Origin of the sequence: Salinibacillus aidingensis (assembly GCF_039522525.1) — a bacterium.
Classification (GTDB): domain Bacteria; phylum Bacillota; class Bacilli; order Bacillales; family Alkalibacillaceae; genus Salinibacillus; species Salinibacillus aidingensis.
Genome location: NZ_BAAADO010000007.1, coordinates 17565 through 36822, shown reverse-complemented (window position 1 = coordinate 36822; position 19258 = coordinate 17565). Strand labels below are relative to the sequence as shown.

Below are 19258 nucleotides of genomic sequence, written 5' to 3'. Positions count from 1 at the left end.
CTTACTTATTATTCAAAATCTCGGTCAACTTTTCCTTCATTTCATCTGTAACCACTACAATACTGACAGGAAATCCTCTAGTCTTAATTTTAAGTTCGTAAGTGTCATTCACCTCTTTAGAATGACCATAATATCGATGATTTACATCAATTTGCACAAATTCAAATGAACGGATATTCTTCCACGGGATAAACCTGGTACCAGATAATATTCCGTCATCTGAAATAGCAAACAGATTCAGTAAATCACCGGCATATACAAATGGTACGAGCAGGGGCAGAAAAGAATACCATTGTGTTCCTCCTATAAATATTCCTACCGAAAACATAACCAGTAAAAATACGAGCATTAGTATATAAATGGTCATCCCTAGTTTCTGGTGGGAATAGGAAGGGGCGTTTAATGGTTTCTCCGGAAGTTTCCGAATCTCAGCCATATCTTCCATTGCTGGAAATCGAATGTTTTTCATTCGTGCGATGACTTGATAAAAACGGATAGATTTATAAAGGATAAATATAATCATAGCAGCCAATATTAGTTCATTCACCTGTTATTCCTCCCTGTTGCGTAAAATTCTATAACATCTTACTCCTCTATACGAATTTTAAGGGAAAAACGTTTCATAACAACCAATTTTATAAAGTGAAACTTCTTGCAGTGGGGGGGGTTTTACGGCCAGTTCATACGTGATTAAAAAAAAGAACCAGGGCTGGCTTTAACGGGGTCAGTTTTGGGAGAGAAAAATGCTAATAATAGTATGAATAACTGACTAATTCGCAAACAATTTAACAACAATATAGCAGTACAAACATTAATATGAGCGGTTTTTTAACGTAAAAATTTACTATCCTTATTCAACTAAAGCCTCCGTTTATACAATAACAGTAAGGAAGTTGTTTAAAAAAGCAGCATTATATTATCAATCACCATCTTGGAATAAACCAGAAATCAAAATTCATAACTAAGGCACTGTAAAGGTTCCATACTGAATGACAGATTAAAACTGGAATAATAGACTTTGTTTTAACGTAAAGAATCCCCAAGAAAAGTCCTAATATGCCAGCTAAAAAAGGAGAAAACGGATGATTAAAAGTGAATATAGCTGCTTGCAGGATAACTACTATCCACACGTTAATCCACTTGCTAAAAAAAGATATAAAGAATACACGATAAATAAACTCCTCAATAATTGGAGCTAATATAACTCTTGAAAAAATGTATAGCGAAAACCCTAACACTGGATAAGTGAAATAAGTTATATAAGGTATTCCCCAATCATAGTATATTACCCAACTTTTCGAAATAAATATTTCATAGTCAAAGGTAATTTTAAAAATAAAATAATATACAAGTAAAAATCCTATTATATAGAACCAGATTTTTTTGGATGATAAAGGGGAAGTGTCAAATGATTGCCAAAGCATTTTTCTAATAGGTGGAAAGGATAAAGTTATTATGAGAGGGACTAAAGCAATTGCTATTTCCTTTAAATAAGTTTCGTAATGATAAGCAGGTGAATGATCAATACCAACAAGTTCACCTACTGTATAAAAAGAAATTACGACAGTAAACATATACATTAAAATAGATAGGTTGCTTTTCTGTTTATCTGTCTGTTTCAACCCAATCACCTCCGTAACAATATATACGAACATAGACTATTAAGGCCCATTTTTTTCAACTCTTTCGCTAGTTAGTTGAAGAATATGATTTTTTCAAAATATTTAATTATATTTTATCATATAACTCCTAAAGTCCTTAAAGTACAGCAAAAACTTATTATTAACATCACAAATGACAATAAAAATAACATAGTAATTAACATTTATTTTAGCACCTTAATTCCACACAGTACATAAATCTATGTACACTTGATAAAAAGGTTGCTATTTACAATGTCAATTAAGGTTGTAAAATGCGATAAATGCTGTTATGTCAATAAAAACAGAGTACGAAACGCTATGCGATTTGTACTCCTAAGTAGTTTGTTATTTATTATTTTCACCTTTAGAACTGAACCTGTTAGGCTGGCTTCCTGATTCTTTTCTCAAAATTCTATTCACTTATATAGAATATCCCCTAAGCTTCTGCAGTCTGTATTATCCTTTCCCTTTTGGCTGACGTCCGATGAAACCCAATCAATCTCATCGCATTCAGAATGACGAGGAGTACACTTGTCTCATGGATAAACATCCCGCTTGCCAGATGAATCGATCCCATTAATACGCCCAACAGGAGAATAAACACCGTTCCGACTGCAAAAAATGTGTTCTGCTTCATGTTTCGGATAGTTGCTTTGGATAAGGAATAAGCATGGGGGAACTGCATCAGTTTATCAGCCATTAAGACCACATCTGCGGTTTCCATGGAGATATCGGTTCCACCCTCCCCCATGGCAAGCCCAATATCAGCTGTGGCAATAGCAGGTGCGTCATTGATACCGTCTCCTGCCATCGCTACCACGTGTCCTTGTTCCTTCAGCCTTTTGACCTTTTCTACTTTATTTTCCGGCAGTAATTCTGCGTGTACTTCATCAATGCCAATCTTTTTGGCAACCAGTTCTGCCGTATGTCTGTTATCACCCGTAAGCATGACGATTTTTTTAATCCCGTTTTTCCTCATCTGAGCCAGAGCCCGCGGTGCATCCGCCCGAATCTGGTCGGCAATCGAGAAAATACCGGCAATTTCTCCATCTATTGCAGCAAATATCGCTGTATTTCCTGCCTTTTCTCGGTTGATTGCATAAGCTGTCACATCCTCAGGTATTTTGATCCTTTGAGCTTCCATCAATTTTCGATTTCCTGCGACAACGGTATCGCCGTTAACCTCAGCGTAGATACCATTCCCTTTTATTACTTCACCATTGTTTACGTCCTGACTTAAAGAAAGTTTTTGAGATTTGGCCTCCTTCACAATTGTCTGACCCAAGTGATGCTCTGAAATGGTTTCTGCCTGGGCGACAAGCTGTAATAGTTTTTCAGAGCTATGCTGATGAAAAGTTTTTATATCGGTTACTTCCGGTTTTCCTTTTGTTAACGTTCCAGTTTTATCAAAGACGAGCGTATCCACCTTGGAAAACTGGTCCATGACTTCCCCACCTTTAACCAGTACACCGTTTTTTGCTCCATTGCCTATTCCCGCTACGTTCGAGACAGGCGCTCCGATCACTAATGCCCCAGGGCACGCTACCACCAGAAACGTAATCCCCAGGTGTAGATTCTGTGTGATGGCATAAACGAGAATCGATAAAATGACCACTCCAGGAGTGTAAATATTGGCGAATTTATCTAAGAATTTCACCGTTTTTGATTTCGACTCCTGAGCTTCTTCAACCAATTCAATAATCTTGGCAAAGGTTGTGTCATCGCCGACTTTTTCTGCGATGAGCTCAATGTAGCCCTGGTCGACGATTGTTCCACTGAAGACCTGGTCATCCTGCTTTTTTACGGCAGGAGCGGATTCTCCCGTAACAGCCGCTTCGTTTAAAGAGGCCTGCCCGCTGACAATTTTCCCATCCACGGGAATTTTACTGCCAGAACGAATGATGACTCGGTCTCCTTCTAAAACATCCTCAGCATCAATGGTGGTCTCCTCTCCATCTCTGATTACCGTTGCTTCGTCTGGGGCCATCTCGACGAGTTCTTTCAGTGAAGAACGGGTTTTTTCCAGGGTTCCGGCTTCCAAATAATCCCCGAATAAAAAAAGAAAGGTTACTACAGTCGCTTCGACATATTCCCCAATAATGAATGCACCGATTACTGCAATTGAAACGAGTAACTCAATGCTGAACGCCTTCATACGCAGGGCCTGATATGCCTTTATAAAAATAGGTACAGCTGCGATAATACTGGTCACTATGAGCGTTGCCTGTTTAATAGAATCCAAATTCGTGATATGAGAAGAGTTAAACAATACCTTGGCTGTGTCGACACCTTCCGTTTTATTTAGAGTTCCTTCAATCTTTTTTATACAGGACAGCTTTACTCATGTTTATTTCCTCCTTATCTTTAATAGTAAGGCCCAAGCGGTAAAAAGAAATTGACCTATATCAATATAGGAAAGAATCATGAAAGATAGGAGGCTGTTTCCGCTAATTGTTCTCAAAATACAAGGGATAATGATATTTGCAGTTTGGATTAAAGGATGCTTTACAATTCGGACAGATCGATTGACTATGTAAATACTCATGAATCGTTAATTCATACCCGCACGCCCCGCATAAAATAGCTTTTTCCGCAAACTCATCCTTTTTCCAGACGCTAACGGGATGATTCGTTTTCTCCTGATGGCATTTGTAGCAGGGATAATAGGTCTGACAGCATTTAAATTTGATGGCGATAATATCTCTTCGCCCATGATAATGCTCACAGCGGGTCTTATTATCCCGCACCTTTCCCTCTACTGCATGTCCATGAATGATCATAATTAAACTCCTCCCTATAGAAAAAGGACTGATCTCATCAGCCCTGGTCGTCTATTTATCTTTTATATGACGATATTCACTATTAAAGAAAAGAAGCGGATCTCCTTCTTTAACCTGTACATCCGTGACCTCAGCAATAAGCAGCATATGATCGCCGGCCTTCACTTTATTTTCGATTTTACAGGATAAAGTAACCAGCGAATCTTTAATAACTGGTACTCCATCTCTATATTCATACGGAATGTCTCTGTCCTGCTCCATTTGTTTGGCAAAAATCATGGAGAAGGGCTGTTGATCCTCCGATAATACACTGACCCCAAAGCGATCATGGCTCTGCAGCTTTTCATACATGGAGGCCCGTTCATCAATCGAAATGGTAATGAGCCTCGGATCCAGGGAAACAGACATAAACGCATTGACCGTCATCCCCTGAAAGGCCCCGTCAAATTCACCGGTAACCACCGTGATTCCCGTGGCAAACTTCCCCATTGCCTTCCTATATTCCCGATTATCCATATTGATCCTCCTTTTGTGAAATCAGCCTGCCTTAGTATGGATAAGTGAGCTTTTGCTTAGAAAATTTAAGTAGCTTCTCCTCTCCCGCCTTCTAATGGTTTATAAAGAAGGTAAGGAGACATACAGCCGTTTCTCACCATCTTATGAGTGAAACCGAAAATTAACACCCTGAATGTTTCTTCATATATACGTTTCTACAAATTAACCAAAAATCCCCGCTTTTTTGTTTACTTTTCTCTGAAACATAAAAATAAAAGGAGAGCTGGACCTATTTCAGGTCTTCTCTCCTTACTACCCTTCACTTAAAGTTTCTTTTTCCCTTTTTAATTTCTCCTGCTTATGCTGGGTATGCTTTTTCCCCCATTCATGCATTGCTTCCAATATCGGCTGCAGGCTTTTTCCATATTCCGTAATGGAGTACTCTACCTTAGGAGGCACCTGAGGATAAACGACACGCTCGACAATATCCTCTTCTTCCAGCTCCCGCAACTGCTTTGTCAGCATCTTTTGAGTAATTCCAGGGACATTTCGTTTCAATTCACTAAACCGCTGTGTTCCTTCTTTTAGCAAATGAAGCAAAATAATCGGCTTCCATTTTCCTACTAAAATTCCTAAAGCGTCCTCCACACGACATAATTCCGGCTCAATTTTCATGTTCCGACCTCCATAGTATCCTTTTGTATACTATATTACTAAAAAGTGTGTACTTACACGATACACCCTTTTAAACTATAATAACAGTGGAAACATTTATACTAAAGATTTTATATACCAATGGTAAAATAACAGAAGGACGATTAACAATGAAAAGAAGGTGAAGACATATGGAACAGTATCGACTCAATCCGGAAAAAGGCTTGGAATTCGGTATTTACACATTAGGGGACCATCTCCCTGACCCATCAACAGGGGAAAGAATTTCTGCACAGCAGCGTATACATGAAATTATTGAATATGCCAAACTGGCTGAACAGGCAGGTGTCGACTTCTTCAGTGTAGGGGAAAGTCACCAGGAATATTTTGCAACTCAGGCACACACCGTCGTATTATCAGCGATCGCCCAGGCAACGGAAAAAATAAAAATCGGAAGTTCATCTACCATTATTAGTACCTCCGACCCTGTACGCGTCTATGAGGACTTTTCAACGATTGATCTGGTTTCAAAAGGACGGACCGAGCTTGTTGCAGGCCGAGCCTCCAGAGTTGGACTATTTAACTTACTCGGTTATGATATAAATGATTACGAGGATTTATATGAAGAGAAATTTGACTTGTTATTAAAAATTAATCAGGAGGAAACCGTGAACTGGGAGGGACGATTCCGCGCACCCCTGGAAAATGCACAGGTCATTCCTCGTCCAAAAGAAGGAGCCCTTCCGATTTGGCGGGCAGTTGGCGGTACTCCTGCCAGTGCCATAAAAGCAGGATTTGCCGGTGTTCCAATGTTTATGGCTCATCTGGGCGGACCGGTTTCCGTATTTAAACAAACCGTGGATGCTTACCGGGAAGCAGCCCGTCGCAGCGGTCATGATCCAGCTCAGCTTCCGGTAGCCACAGCAGGATTTTTCTACGCAGCGGAAACCTCACAGCAGGCGTTAAGAGAGCTTTATCCTCATATTAACGAGGGGATGAAAAAAACCAACGGCCGGGGTTTTGCCAAACAGCTTTTCGCACAGGGTGTCGACCGTCGGAATATAATGAATGTTGGCAGCCCACAGGAGATCATTGAAAAGATTCTCTATCAGCATGAACAATTTGGCCACCAGCGCTATATTGCCCAAATTGATTTTGGCGGTATGCCATTGGATAAATTGCAAAAGAATCTTGAAATCATTGGTACAGAAATTATTCCTGCCATCAAAAAATATACAGCAAAAGACTAGGAGGTACTCACAATATGAACGTCGTGGCATTGTCAGGGTCCATTGTTGGATCAAAAACACGGACAGCTATAAATTATACAGTTCAATCCCTTTCTGAAAGCTATCCGGATGCGGAGATTACCGTGATTGATTTAGCGGACTATCACATCCAATTCAGTGATGGCCGAAACTATTTAGAATATGAAGGGGATACGAAATATGTAGCAGAGACCCTTATGGATGCCGATACCATCATTATTGGCACACCGATTTTCCAGGCATCCATTCCCGCTACATTAAAAAATATTTTTGACCTGCTCCCCCAACAGGCCTTTCTTGATAAGGTTGTAAGTATCATTGTTACAGCCGGTTCACCAAAGCATTACCTGATTGCTGAGCAGCAGTTAAAGCCCATACTGACCTATATGAAAGCACAGATCGTTCCAACCTATGTATTTATTGAAGAAAAGGATTTCTATCGCAAAGAAATTACCAATGATGATGTTCTTTTACGTCTCGACCGGCTTGTTGAAGATACGATGGTTTTATCGGAAACGTATGCAAAGGTCCGTGAGGCAGAAGAGGCAAAATATGATTTTTAATGGTAAAAACAGGTCTTAGGTTATGTTTTCTAAAAAATGTATTCTGTTACAATATAAGTTGGAGAAGATAAGTCCACTCGGGTTTCGTTACCTGGTGGATTTATTTTTTATTTATAATCGTTTATAAATAAAAACCAAACAGAAGAGATGAAACGTATCAGCAAAACAATCGTATGAGTTAGTCATAGTAGTCATCGTTCAAAAAAGGAGAATCTACCGATGCAGCCTATTCAAGAACCTGAAAATCAAATTTCCAAAAATGCCATTAAGGTTTGGCGATTAAGCAGTCTAATCGAAGAAGGAATCGGGCTAGGAACGGGCAAATGAAGTAAAAACAGAATCATAAGCATAAAGATTTATTTGAGGATTTCTTTCTGGACAGGCAATCCTTCTTACCTTATACTAATCTTATTTGTATTAACTTACACACTATTTGATAGGGAGAGTGTTCGAAATTCATAATCCAGCAGGAAAAGAGCGTCTGGGACTGGCTTTTCTTCTTGGCATGCTGGGGATATTAGGACCGCTAAATATCGACATGTATCTCCCCAGCTTCCCCGGCATTGCCGATGATTTACATACCAGTGCCTCGCTCGTACAGCTCAGCTTAACAACTTGTTTAATTGGCCTTGCTATTGGTCAAATCATCATTGGACCGATCAGTGACTCTCAGGGAAGAAGAACGCCTCTATTAATCTCCATTTCCCTGTTTGCCCTGTCCTCTTTTATATGTGCCATTGCACCGAATATTACGACGCTCGTTATCGGACGCTTCCTCCAGGGCTTTACCGCTTCTGCCGGTGTGGTGCTTTCCCGGGCAGTCGTCCGTGATGTATTCAGTGGACGAGAGCTCACAAAATTTTTCGCCCTGTTAATGGTTATTAATGCGGTTGCCCCTATGATAGCCCCGATGGCAGGGGGCGCCATTTTAGCCTTGCCGTTTGCGAGTTGGGAAACGATTTTTTACTTTTTAGGGATAATCGGCATTTTAATTGTGCTCACCGTAGCATGGAAGCTGAAAGAAACTCTGCCTGAAGAGCGGCGGATTCCGGGCTCAGTCGGAAATACAATCAAAACGATGGGAAGTCTGATGAAAGACCGTTCGTTCATTGGCTACGCACTGGTTGTAGGCTTTGTTCACGGGGGCAGCTTTGCCTATGTCTCAGGGACCCCATTCGTTTATCAGGGAATTTATGGGGTTTCCCCACAGGTATACGGGGTCCTGTTTGGCATCAATGGACTGGCTATTATTTCAGGAAGTTTTATCATTGGCCGTTTAGGGGGAATTATTCCTGAACGAAAATTACTGCGCACAGCTGTCATTATCGCCTTAAGTGCAACAACGGTTATTTTAACGATGGCTATTATAGAAGGCCCACTGTTCAGTCTTGTGATTCCGATTTTTATTTATATGACATCTATGGGAATGGTCTTAACCAGCACCTTCACTCTGGCTATGGAGCATCAGGAGAAACGGGCTGGGAGTGCCAGTGCCGTGCTTGGTATGCTTCCCCTCTTACTGGGATCCCTGGTTTCACCGCTTGTGGGCCTTGATGAATCTACAGCAGTACCGATGGGGGCGATCTTGTTCAGTACGTCACTGATTGGCTGTATTGCCTTTTTTACATTAACGAAAAATAAGCATACTAAAGCGTAATGCGTCGTTTCATTCATAAGTAACTGATTATCTTTATAAAACCGGGAAGACCATCTGTATGGCCTTCCCGGTTTTTGATTCCATTGTTCTTTCGTCAGCGCTATCCGTCATAGTCTCTTTTACTTTGTACTCTCGGTTACGTTCTGTTCCAGATTCACAGGAAGCCCAGTCGCTTCTTTTCTCTTTTTAGGAGCTAAAAGGGCAGCAGCCATGCCAACGGAACCATAAAAGACAAACGAAGGAGCATAGCCCCAGGTTCCAATCAGCCAGCCGGCCAGTGCAGAACCTATCACCTGACCTACTGCCAAAAGCAAAAACGGAACCCCAATGCCCAAAGATGCATTATCAATAAATACTCGAATTCCCCAGACCAGAAGAACGCCTGTTAAAAAGATATAAGAGCTCCCAAAAAGACCTGCTGATAAATAAGCCATGAATAAGTGTTCAGGAGCCACCGATAGAATCATCGATGCGGAGGCAATAGCGATACTTCCTAATTTATATGAGAATGGTAAGCCTCCTTTTTCAACTAAGGATCCGGAAAATCCCCCCAGCACACCAAATATACCAATAACAATCCAGAATACAGCAAGCTGCCATTCACTGTAATCACCAGCCACCTGGATAAACGTTCTTGAAAATGACCAGAAGGCTGCTGTAGAAATCCCTAAAATCAGGGATGCCAGAATCAAAGGAATGGAACCCTTAACCCCTTGTATCGAATAGCTCCCTTTCTCAAGCATGATCTTTGGATTTGCACTGATTTTTGGAATGATACGGTAATTCCAGATCAAAATAAAGAGTGTCAGCATCGCATAGATGAAATAGGTCAGTCTCCAATTAGGGGATAATAAGATCGCCCCTGCTCCAGTAAGAGCGATACCAAAGCTTGTTCCGGAATTGATCCATGTATTTGCTTTCCCCTGTTCATCCCTCTGAATCCAAAGGGATATCGCTGCACCATAAGGCGGGGATACCAGGCCTGTGCTTCCTCCAGCCAGTAAAACACCTAATGCCAGCATCCATACGTTTGGAGTTACTGCCATCAGCATTAATCCGGCAAATGCCGATAGACCGGCCGCGATAATCATCCTTCTCGGCCCTTCTCTTGTTGTAATGACTGTAGACAGAATAATGGTAAAACAATAGGACAAGTAAAATAATGAAGAGACCATCCCTGATACAAAGTTGGACATTTCAAGTGACTGATTCAAATCTGGAAGAAGCAGTCCAAAACTAAACCTTGCTAATCCATAGGTGACCGCAATCATCGTAATACCTGGTAGAACCAGCTTTGAGAATTTCATCATATTCACCTCCCCGGTTCTGCAAAAATTATATAGAACGACCTTTCTATTTCTGTAGGAAAAAAATTACGATGTATGCCGGACAATCGTCCTGGCCATCGCAATCGAATGTTCGGTTGCTTTCTCTGCACCAATTAGTGTGGTCATAGATGTGGTTCCTTCAAGCAGCAATGTAAGCTGATAAGCGATTTCCCGTTTGTTATCCTTTCCTTTCTTTTGAGCTAACCGCTGAAAATATTGAAGTAATTTAGCTTTATGACCTCTTGCAATGCTTTCAATCTCATTATCCGTTCCTGCATAATCTTCTATCGCCCTTAAAAACATATCCCCCTGATAGGATTGTTCCTTTAGCCAGCGGCAGTGGGCTTCAACTGCAAGAATGAAAGGTGAATCAGAATCCATTTCCACGTAAGAGTCCAAATAAGACCAATAACGTGCCTCCCGCTGCTTAAGTACTTCTTCAACCAGATTGTCTTTGGATTCAAAATGATTATAAAGGGTCATCGTTGCAACATTCGCTTCATTAATTATTTGCTTTAGTCCTACACCACGAAATCCATGCTTATAGAATAGCCCTTCAGCTACTTCAAGAAGTGCTTCTTTTTTTACAGATCGACTCATATTATCTACTTCTCCTTCATTAGATAGAACAACCTTTCTACTATTATAAAAATATCAGCTTCTGATGGCCATCGTCAAACCCTTTGATTCGTTTTTTGATCGAGAAAAGTTTCGCAAAAGAAAGAAAACAGGCAAATAGTCTGGTAATTTAAAATAATCTTTGGAAATTATTTAATATTTTCATATAGCACTATGTATCCCTAACATATACTCGTTTATGCTCTATATCTTTAAAATGCTCATTTAGTTTTATGTAATTTTTTTGATATGATTATGAATAGTGTTTGAATTTTGGGTAACCGTTACCAGTACACAGCAGCTTTTTAACAGGCCATTTAAATTTAAATAGCCTTTAACTTACTCAAATCTATTTCATTTGGGAGGTATTATTATTTTTAAGGATCGTAAAATCAAATTTGGTCTTACCGTTTTCGCTTTAATGCTCATGATGTTTCTAGCTGCATGCGGTGGAGATAGTAATGAGGAGGACAATAGCAACTCCTCAGACGATAAAAATTCCGAAGAAACAACGGAAGGACCTGCAATCGGTCAGAAGGATCTAACGCAGCCATACGTTGCTTGGGCCAGAGAAACGGTTAGTACACATATGCTTGCTGAATTGCTTGAGATGGTCGGCTACAATGTTGAACTGTCACAAGTAGAGGCAGGTCCAATGTGGTCCAGTGTTGCGGAAGGTTCAGCTGATTTCCATACATCCGCATGGCTCCCGGCCACTCACGCTTCTTACTGGGAAGAATACCAGGGCGATATTGTGAAAGTAAAGCAAGTCCTTGATAAGGCACCATTAGCTTTAACCGTTCCTAGCTACATGGAAGATGTAAATTCAATAGAGGACTTAAAGGGTAATGAAGAACTAGGTGAATCCGTTGATTGGGAGATTGTTGGAATAGATCCCGGTGCCGGAATCATGCAGAATACTCAACAGGTATTTGAAGAGTACGGGCTGGAAAATTGGAATCTGACATCAAGCTCTGAAGCAGCTATGCTTGCTGCGCTGCAGTCAGCTATTGAAAACGAGGAGCCTATTATTGTACCCCTTTGGAAACCACACTGGGCTTTCGGAACCATGGATCTGAAAATGCTTGAAGATCCACAGGAAATCTATGGCGGTGACGGTGACCAGGTTTACACGGTTGCCCGTAAAGGATTAAAAGAAGATGCACCAAGAGCGTACAAAGTAATGGAACAATATAATGAAAACTATGAGATGCTGGAGGAAATGATGCCTAAGGTTCATAAGGACGGTCAGGACCCAGCAGATGTTGTTAAGGAATTTATTGAAAATAACCCTGACAAAGTAGATGAATGGCTTAAAGGGATACCAAGAGAATAGAAAACGTAAAAAAGGAACCGGAGAGGAATGATTTTCTCCGGTTCCTTTTTTATTGGACTTAATAATCACATGGTATCAAATGCGAAAACTTATAAGGCAGCAGTTTTCCAGGCTGGATGGGTAAATTTATTTTAAACTTAAAATAATCCTCGTATAATCCTTAAAATCATGTAAGTGCTTTTCAATAATTGTCTGCAAAATATCAAGTTTAATTGCCTGGTAATCATGAACTGCGATATTACGAAAGCCTACCATACTCTTCAATGATTTCGATAACTTTCTATCTATAATATTTTCTTCTTCTAACATTTTAAATGCATCACGACTGGACTTTGGCAATCCAAGTCTCTTTTCACTAACCATATGCATAGCTAAATCAATACTTGCCTCACAAGCGCGCTGTATATTTAAAATGATACTATCTTGTTTCGTAAAATCATTTAAATTGTCCGGATTATCACCGTATACATCGAGTATACGTTTTATACACCTTTCAATGGTTTCCGCTTTATTTAATACTACGTCACTAACCAAAAATATTCCCCCTTTCCCTAATTCCTTGTATAATTTCTGCACGTTGTTCATTTAATCGCGCATACATGGAAAGAGTTTTCATTCGTTCCTTAATGAATACATTTTTATCAGCAACATAAATGGGTTCACCGGTTGTAAATATTTGTGCAGCAAAGACAGTGTCGACATTTTTTAAATCTACAAGATCCACATTAACATTACATTTTTCTGCAAGCTCTTCCATCAGCAAAAATCGTTCATAACTAGTAGAGATTTGATTTGAATAGTAGGCAAGATCAAGATCACTATCATCATGGGCTGAGTCCATGGCATAAGAACCAAACACAATCAAAAATGCTGGCTGCAAGCGATCTTTCAGGGTTTCTTTAATCAGTTCTTTCCAATCTTCAGGTATCATTTTTCCACCTCCAAACAGGTGCCTATCAAACACCAGTGCTTTTAATATTATAGGTGGCCACAGTCTGCCTTGGTTAAATTTTACTTATCATCTATTCATGAGCTGTAATAAATACCATTACTCCCCAGTCCATATATATATACTGAAAAGGCGGAGGATAAACAGATCTTATTTACAAATTACTTATAAAAAAACATCCCTTTAAATAAGCATATCTAAAGGGATGAAACGGTGCAAATATTATAATGGACTAAACTGTTCTAAAAAACTGTGCCCTTGAAACTTAGTTTTACAAACCCCTTCCTCCCCCGCAACACCTTCTCCCACTTGCCCTCACGCCCTTTTTCACCTCTAAATCCTCGCCTTTCAATTTAACTAAGTTTTACAAAGAAAACCGCTATTTCTTACAGAAATCAGGCGAAAATCATGCGATGAAATATTGAAAAATGGAACTCGGTTTTACAAAACAGAATAGAAATTAAGGAGGTAATAGAGATAAGGTTTAAGGATTAACAGGGGGATTTTCTGGCGTTTTCCCACGCTTTTTTCTCCTGCTTGGATGGCTTTAATCCCTTACGTCATCTATCTTTCCAGGCTTTCACCCATTAAAAAAAGAACAGAGAAGGCGTACCAACGGTACGCTCCCGGATTCTGATTAGAGTGATACATAAGAACCGATACATAAGTGCCTCCGCTTTCCCTTCTTTGTAAAACTTACTTACATCTTGTAAGAAGAGTTACATCTTTGAAAGGGAGAGTTACAGGGAGACATAATAGATATTAAGGGTTTAAGAGCAAATTCTAATTACATAGACATACTCTTTTTTCATAATACTGAACAAATCAATTTCTTCTTTACATTTCCATAAGTAAATCAAACAATCCTATTCTTTTTCCCAAAATCTATAAGTGTCTCATAAGCGTCTCCTTTTAACCCTAAAACTTTACAAAAAGCAGGCTCTGTCTTATATCCTTGTTTTTTTAATAATATTACCTCTTCTTGTACAGACGGATGATTGGATATTATGAAGTTTTCAATTACCATATGTAAATAAGCATATTGTTCTTTGACAGATTGCGGTTGACCAAATAACTCAAATTCGAATCCACCATACATGAAATTTGCTTTTACTACGGAGAAATTCCTAATCACAGTCTTCTTAAATATAAATTTTTCCTTATTTGAAAATAACAATTTCACCTTTTTCTCAAACTTATTGGGATCGAAAACCTCCATAATAATATCTAAATCTGACCCCTCTATATCAATTCCAATGGGTAACGTTCCACATAGGATAGGATTGAATTCAGATAAACTCTCCATTATCCCTAAACTGTTAATAGCATTATAAGCATTTTTCTGTTTTTGATTGCCAAATCTCAAATAATCAATAGTTTCAAACATACAAATTTCCCTCTCTTTAATAATTCGACTACTCTTCTACCGTTACCATAAGAACCGTTCTTCGTAAGACCATACACAGAAATAGAATTAACCCCAAACGATTACTTATATTTATCAAATTGAGGGTATTTACTTATAGCAGACCTCAAAGCAAAAGATAAATTTTCTCTTTTCTCTCTTTGATCAATATATGAAAATATACTCTGTTTAGATGGAGAACCATAATTAGATAAAGATTCAAATAAACTTTTTGCCCTATCATCAACATTACTAAAAATAAATGGATCTGCATATCGTGAATCAAGTTTTAGTAGTTTTATATAGTTCTCATGTGCCTTTCCTCCATTATTTTGCAATGTTATAAATTCATCCTCAAAATTAATCTTAAATTCAAAATTTCCACCAATCATCTCGTTGTATGGAGTTACTATAGGAGGATTTGAAACTCGATCACCTTTACCCTCTTGGGCTTTATTACACGCATAACAAGAAGAAATTAAGTTTAAAGGATTCATTGCTAACAAAGGGAATTTTGATTCTTGCATTGTCCTCTTTACATCTTCCAATTCTTCTCTATTGAATGTTAGAACAGAAAAAATTGTATCGATATCAACCTTCTTTGTAAGCAAACTAATAATAATTTTCCAAATCTCCTGTTTTGCTTCTTTAGTAATCCCCTCGAAGTCCTGTTTATTACTCATAGTCCACGACCCTTTCTAAGTATTACCTAATCTCCGTAATCACCTTTACTTTTCCAGCTCATTTATTTTCTCTCTTCAGGAAAATCTCCTCTTCTGATCATTTCATGTCTTAATTCGTTTATTAACTTTACTTCAAGCTCCGTAATTTCAGATATAACTTCTTTTTCGAATCCTTTTCGAAGCATGTTTGAAGCTATATCAAAACTTCTTGTTATTTCTCCAGTTTGAAAATAAGACAATTGCTGTTGTACTTGTTCTATGCTGTGTCCAGTAACATTGGCTATTTCATCTTCGGTATATGCATTCACAAACATTCTAATAACTATTTCATTTTTAGACAGATTTTTTGCATCACTCATGCTCTACCCCCCACCCTTTCAGGAAAATGTATAATCTCCTTTTCATCACTCTTTCCACCATTTACACCTCTACCCGCAGATACATCCTAATGTTGTTTACTTTTTAACTGCATTAAAAAAACGCCCATTTTGTCTGAGCGTTTGAATTCACTATTATGAACTTTTGAAGGTTGGTCGATGGATACTTCATGTTTATCATCCTAAATTTCAAGGTTTTATTTTATATTATCATCATAAAATAACCTGCCAGACTGGTCAATAATGCACTATTTTAGTTACTTTTTTAGTCATCATGAACACAACCTAATCTATTGCGTTTCATAGTGCATCGACATCTTCCACATTGAAATAATATTGACCCTCAGAAGGGTAATTTTCTCTTCCTGGAATTTATTCCCTGTAAAGAAAACCTCCTAAAGAGAAATAATCTCAACCTAAACATTTAAGCCATTCGTGCTGTGGTTCGTGGATCTGTATTGCTTCACTTAACCATTTCCTCTGGTGGTCATTAAGATAGTCTTTTACTGTCATGAAATCTTGATGATCTTTTTCTCTTGTATTTCTAACTTTATATAATAGTACAATTTCAGGATTTAGATACGGGATTCCTTGAACTGAATATCTATATAATTCTTTAATTGGATAGGAAATCCTCATATCTCTTCTGAATATCCATTTATTACCACATGTCTCATTTAGAAGGATTTCCATTTTTGCCCCGCTCAATTTATTTATAGCATGTATTTCATGAATGGGTAGTTCCAGGTATTCATTTTTCCAAGGATGGAATTCACCTTTAATGACCTTTTGGAATTCCCACTCTTGTAGGTATTCCTTTAATTTTAGTTGGTCTTTACGGAAAACTGATATCTCTATGTCCTTATGTAGTCTTGTTTCTTTACCGATATGAAGGTCAATTGCCCAACCGCCTACAACAAACCATATTTTATTAAAATCGGACATCAACTCATTAATGAAATAGCAATGTTTAAATGACATTTACCTACTCCTTTTACTCTATTTCTTTACCAAATCTATTACTTAATAGGTCTATCCCAATCTTCTAAAATAGCCCATGTAATTTCAGGAGTTCCATCATCAGACTTCATTGTGCCAACATACACCTGGTCTGAAAATTGTCCAATTTCATCATAGTGATTTACTACTTCCTTTGTTGTTTCTGTAACGTTATCAGACAATACTTCATTAAGGTTTTTCCAACATAATTGACCTTCTTCGCTTTCAGTTACTTTATAGACATCTAATACATTTCCAAAATAAACATATTGTATCCTAATTTCTGAATAGCCTTTTATTCTGAGGACTACATACCTAAGCATCAAATTATTAATATCAGTATCAACTAATCCTGTTTCCTCTTCGATTTCCCTTTGACACGCTTTATTCGGATCACTCATTTCTTCTTTTTCAATATGACCGCCGATTGGAACTAATAATCCAGGAAGAAAGGAGTTATTAAGTTTTTTTTGAAGAAATAAGACATCTTGATTTTTGTTAAATAAGAACGCAACCGCCATTTGCCTAAGTTTCAAATATACCTCTCCCTTTCTATCACTCATATAACCAATTATTCAACAAATTTTTATGTCCAAGTCATGTTTCTTCTTGTTTTCTGAACAACATCATTAGGATTTATTCCAAATTCTTTGAACATCTTTCATTTTCTTTCCGTTAAATGATAGTTTATATATATCTGGTATTTCGAGTTTCTTCCAAAAATCAAATCCATACTGATTATCGAAATAGTTCATAATTAACACCATAATATTACCATGAGTACCGATTACTACATTCCTACCTATATTGCTTTCTAATACTTGTAAAGTAGCATGAATACCTCTTTTTTGAGCAACCCTATTCGATTCTCCGCCTTTCCATGAAAAATCATAGTCTTTCCAAACCTTTGTAATGGCTACTGAAAAGTCTTCTACAGGCTTTTCCGCCAAGATGCGTTCTTTGAAACCCTCTACTAACTCAATCTCTTTATCTATGTATTTTGCAACCCCTTCAACTGTTTGAACTGCACGTCTGTATGGGCTTGAATAAACATAATCAATAGCCTCTCTTTTAAGCAAATCAGTTACAGTGTTTGCATCAGTAAACCCACATTCAGACAAAGGTCTTCCTAACTCATCTGGCGTATATGTAGAATGAGCATGTCTAACAAAATACAAATTCGTCTGCAAACCAATCAAACCTTCCATAAACGTTTATAATGGTCATCATTCTTTGTAATTCTTAATCGAATAGATCATTTGTCTGCATCATTTTTTCTTTTTATCTTGCAACTCCCCTTGAATCTCCATTCAGATTTATAGAAGGACACCATTTTGTTGAAAAGGGGAGTTACTCTTTTTTAGTTAAAGGTTTGTAATACAGTACCTTTTCCATTATCGACTTCTATTTCAGCGAATGCTCCATTTATCAAAGTAATTTGTGGTGGTACATGACCACAATCAATATCGTATATTATAGGAATTTGGAGTTCGTCAGAAAGCTCTTTATAAACATCGTCAACTGTATAATTTCTGACAGGTGTATTAGCTGAACTCCTTCCAAACATAATACCATTACAATTATTAAACCAACCAGCCAATTTCATTTGTATTAGAGATCTACGTAAGTCAGTGGTCGGTAACTCACAATTTTCGAGAAACCATATGACTGAATCTCCTGCAATATAGTTATTTTTAAAATGCTGTACATCCCCGTATGGTGTACCAATTAAATGTCTTATCGTATCAATACATCCACCAAGTAATCTTCCTCGAACCTTAACTTTATGATTTGCAGTTGACTTCCAGTAAGTATTCTCTGTTAGATTGAAAATATGAGGAGTGGGTTTATCAAATTGCCATTCTTTTTGATATTTTTCTGATGAACGTTGTAGAATTGATTCGCCTTTTTGGGTAGATAAAACAGATTGCCACATTGCAGTCGTACCATCAGAATAATCCCCTCTTAAATCTACTAAATTTGTTCCATGAGCAGTAGCTATACCTGTATTTAAGGTAATAGCTAACAATAGTAAACTAATGTCAGAATAGCCCAAGACCCATTTGTTCTGTATTTTTTTAAAGTCGATATATTCAAGCGTTTCAATAAGTAGTTCTCCACCCCAGGGAGGAATAATAATGTTAATATCTTCGTTAAACATCATATCATTAAATTCTTCTGCTCGTTTTTTTGCAGATGCAGACTTTGCCTTATCCTGAGTCCAAGGTGTGTCACCACATTCAATGTGGAAACCCTTCTTTTCCATACTTTTAAACGCTGAATGTAGCAATTCATGTAATTCACTTGGCACTCCTGATGATGGTGCAGTTACTCCTATAGTCATACCTTTTTCTAAGAATGGATATTGGATCAATTTTACGCCTCCCATTTTGAATATTAGGTTAATAGAATGAACTAATTACCTACTCCATTGTATAAGTATCCATACACAAATTATAGGTCTTATACTAACATAGCGGTCTGATAAAGTTTATTTCTTACA

21 protein-coding genes are annotated in these 19258 nt (G+C 38.1%); 4 read left to right on the top strand and 17 right to left on the bottom strand.

The features are described from left to right. Window position 1 precedes the first annotated feature (1 nt). The 6 genes from ABD006_RS15130 to ABD006_RS15105 all read right to left on the bottom strand — a co-directional run bounded on the left by ABD006_RS15130 (window position 2) and on the right by ABD006_RS15105 (window position 5593). Window positions 2–547 (bottom strand): hypothetical protein, encoded by a 546-nt coding sequence (locus ABD006_RS15130; RefSeq protein WP_343842842.1) that lies wholly within the window; start codon window positions 545–547, stop codon window positions 2–4. Window positions 548–923: 376 nt separating this feature from the next. Further along, window positions 924–1622: a CPBP family intramembrane glutamic endopeptidase gene (locus tag ABD006_RS15125; protein WP_343842839.1), complete on the bottom strand. Its 699-nt coding sequence runs from the start codon at window positions 1620–1622 to the stop codon at window positions 924–926. 457 nt (window positions 1623–2079) lie between these two features. Continuing rightward, the gene (locus tag ABD006_RS15120; RefSeq protein WP_343842836.1) at window positions 2080–3885 is read right to left on the bottom strand and encodes a heavy metal translocating P-type ATPase; all 1806 of its coding nucleotides are present in this window, start codon (window positions 3883–3885) and stop codon (window positions 2080–2082) included. Between the two features lie 205 nt (window positions 3886–4090). Next, window positions 4091–4423, bottom strand: coding sequence for a CHY zinc finger protein (locus tag ABD006_RS15115; RefSeq protein ID WP_343842833.1), 333 nt, complete (start codon window positions 4421–4423; stop codon window positions 4091–4093). 51 nt (window positions 4424–4474) lie between these two features. Continuing rightward, on the bottom strand, window positions 4475–4939 hold the full coding sequence (locus ABD006_RS15110) for a flavin reductase family protein (protein WP_343842831.1): 465 nt from the start codon (window positions 4937–4939) through the stop codon (window positions 4475–4477). Window positions 4940–5230: 291 nt separating this feature from the next. Beyond that, entirely contained in the window at window positions 5231–5593 is a 363-nt protein-coding gene (locus ABD006_RS15105) for a winged helix-turn-helix transcriptional regulator (protein WP_343842828.1), read from the bottom strand. Window positions 5594–5763: 170 nt separating this feature from the next. Here ABD006_RS15105 and ABD006_RS15100 point away from each other — a divergent pair, with 170 nt between their 5' ends. The 3 genes from ABD006_RS15100 to ABD006_RS15090 all read left to right on the top strand — a co-directional run bounded on the left by ABD006_RS15100 (window position 5764) and on the right by ABD006_RS15090 (window position 9060). Further along, the gene (locus tag ABD006_RS15100; protein WP_343842826.1) at window positions 5764–6822 is read left to right on the top strand and encodes an LLM class flavin-dependent oxidoreductase; all 1059 of its coding nucleotides are present in this window, start codon (window positions 5764–5766) and stop codon (window positions 6820–6822) included. A 14-nt stretch (window positions 6823–6836) separates the two neighbouring features. Beyond that, on the top strand, window positions 6837–7403 hold the full coding sequence (locus ABD006_RS15095; protein ID WP_343842823.1) for an NADPH-dependent FMN reductase: 567 nt from the start codon (window positions 6837–6839) through the stop codon (window positions 7401–7403). Window positions 7404–7848: 445 nt separating this feature from the next. Further along, complete coding sequence (locus tag ABD006_RS15090; protein WP_343842821.1) at window positions 7849–9060, top strand: Bcr/CflA family efflux MFS transporter; 1212 nt, start codon at window positions 7849–7851, stop codon at window positions 9058–9060. 119 nt (window positions 9061–9179) lie between these two features. On the opposite strand, the gene ABD006_RS15085 is transcribed toward ABD006_RS15090, so the two are convergent. Both ABD006_RS15085 and ABD006_RS15080 read right to left on the bottom strand, forming a co-directional pair. Next, on the bottom strand, window positions 9180–10367 hold the full coding sequence (locus tag ABD006_RS15085) for an MFS transporter (RefSeq protein WP_343842818.1): 1188 nt from the start codon (window positions 10365–10367) through the stop codon (window positions 9180–9182). 66 nt (window positions 10368–10433) lie between these two features. Further along, a complete protein-coding gene (locus tag ABD006_RS15080; RefSeq protein WP_343842815.1) occupies window positions 10434–10988 on the bottom strand; it encodes a TetR/AcrR family transcriptional regulator in 555 nt (184 codons plus the stop codon). A 376-nt stretch (window positions 10989–11364) separates the two neighbouring features. Between ABD006_RS15080 and ABD006_RS15075 the strand changes: the two genes are divergently transcribed. After that, window positions 11365–12342, top strand: a complete 978-nt coding sequence (locus ABD006_RS15075) for a glycine betaine ABC transporter substrate-binding protein (RefSeq protein WP_343842813.1) — start codon at window positions 11365–11367, stop codon at window positions 12340–12342. Window positions 12343–12468: 126 nt separating this feature from the next. Here ABD006_RS15075 and hepT read toward each other — a convergent pair whose 3' ends face one another. The 9 genes from hepT to ABD006_RS15030 all read right to left on the bottom strand — a co-directional run bounded on the left by hepT (window position 12469) and on the right by ABD006_RS15030 (window position 19129). Next, complete coding sequence (hepT, locus tag ABD006_RS15070) at window positions 12469–12876, bottom strand: type VII toxin-antitoxin system HepT family RNase toxin (RefSeq protein WP_343842810.1); 408 nt, start codon at window positions 12874–12876, stop codon at window positions 12469–12471. Further along, window positions 12869–13273 carry a type VII toxin-antitoxin system MntA family adenylyltransferase antitoxin gene (gene mntA / locus ABD006_RS15065; RefSeq protein ID WP_343842808.1) on the bottom strand — a complete coding sequence of 135 codons (405 nt, stop codon included), beginning with the start codon at window positions 13271–13273 and terminating at the stop codon, window positions 12869–12871. The genes hepT and mntA overlap by 8 nt, the downstream gene beginning before the upstream one ends. Window positions 13274–14147: 874 nt before the next feature. Next, window positions 14148–14678, bottom strand: coding sequence for a DUF4269 domain-containing protein (locus tag ABD006_RS15060; RefSeq protein WP_343842805.1), 531 nt, complete (start codon window positions 14676–14678; stop codon window positions 14148–14150). A 101-nt stretch (window positions 14679–14779) separates the two neighbouring features. Beyond that, a complete protein-coding gene (locus tag ABD006_RS15055; protein WP_343842803.1) occupies window positions 14780–15379 on the bottom strand; it encodes a hypothetical protein in 600 nt (199 codons plus the stop codon). 62 nt (window positions 15380–15441) lie between these two features. Beyond that, complete coding sequence (locus ABD006_RS15050; protein ID WP_343842800.1) at window positions 15442–15738, bottom strand: hypothetical protein; 297 nt, start codon at window positions 15736–15738, stop codon at window positions 15442–15444. Between the two features lie 429 nt (window positions 15739–16167). Continuing rightward, window positions 16168–16737 (bottom strand): nucleotidyltransferase domain-containing protein, encoded by a 570-nt coding sequence (locus ABD006_RS15045; RefSeq protein ID WP_343842797.1) that lies wholly within the window; start codon window positions 16735–16737, stop codon window positions 16168–16170. Window positions 16738–16775: 38 nt separating this feature from the next. Continuing rightward, a complete protein-coding gene (locus tag ABD006_RS15040; protein WP_343842794.1) occupies window positions 16776–17318 on the bottom strand; it encodes an NUDIX domain-containing protein in 543 nt (180 codons plus the stop codon). 66 nt (window positions 17319–17384) lie between these two features. After that, window positions 17385–17963, bottom strand: coding sequence for a histidine phosphatase family protein (locus ABD006_RS15035; protein ID WP_343842791.1), 579 nt, complete (start codon window positions 17961–17963; stop codon window positions 17385–17387). A 152-nt stretch (window positions 17964–18115) separates the two neighbouring features. Next, window positions 18116–19129: a S66 family peptidase gene (locus ABD006_RS15030; protein WP_343842788.1), complete on the bottom strand. Its 1014-nt coding sequence runs from the start codon at window positions 19127–19129 to the stop codon at window positions 18116–18118. Between the last annotated feature and the right edge of the window lie 129 nt (window positions 19130–19258).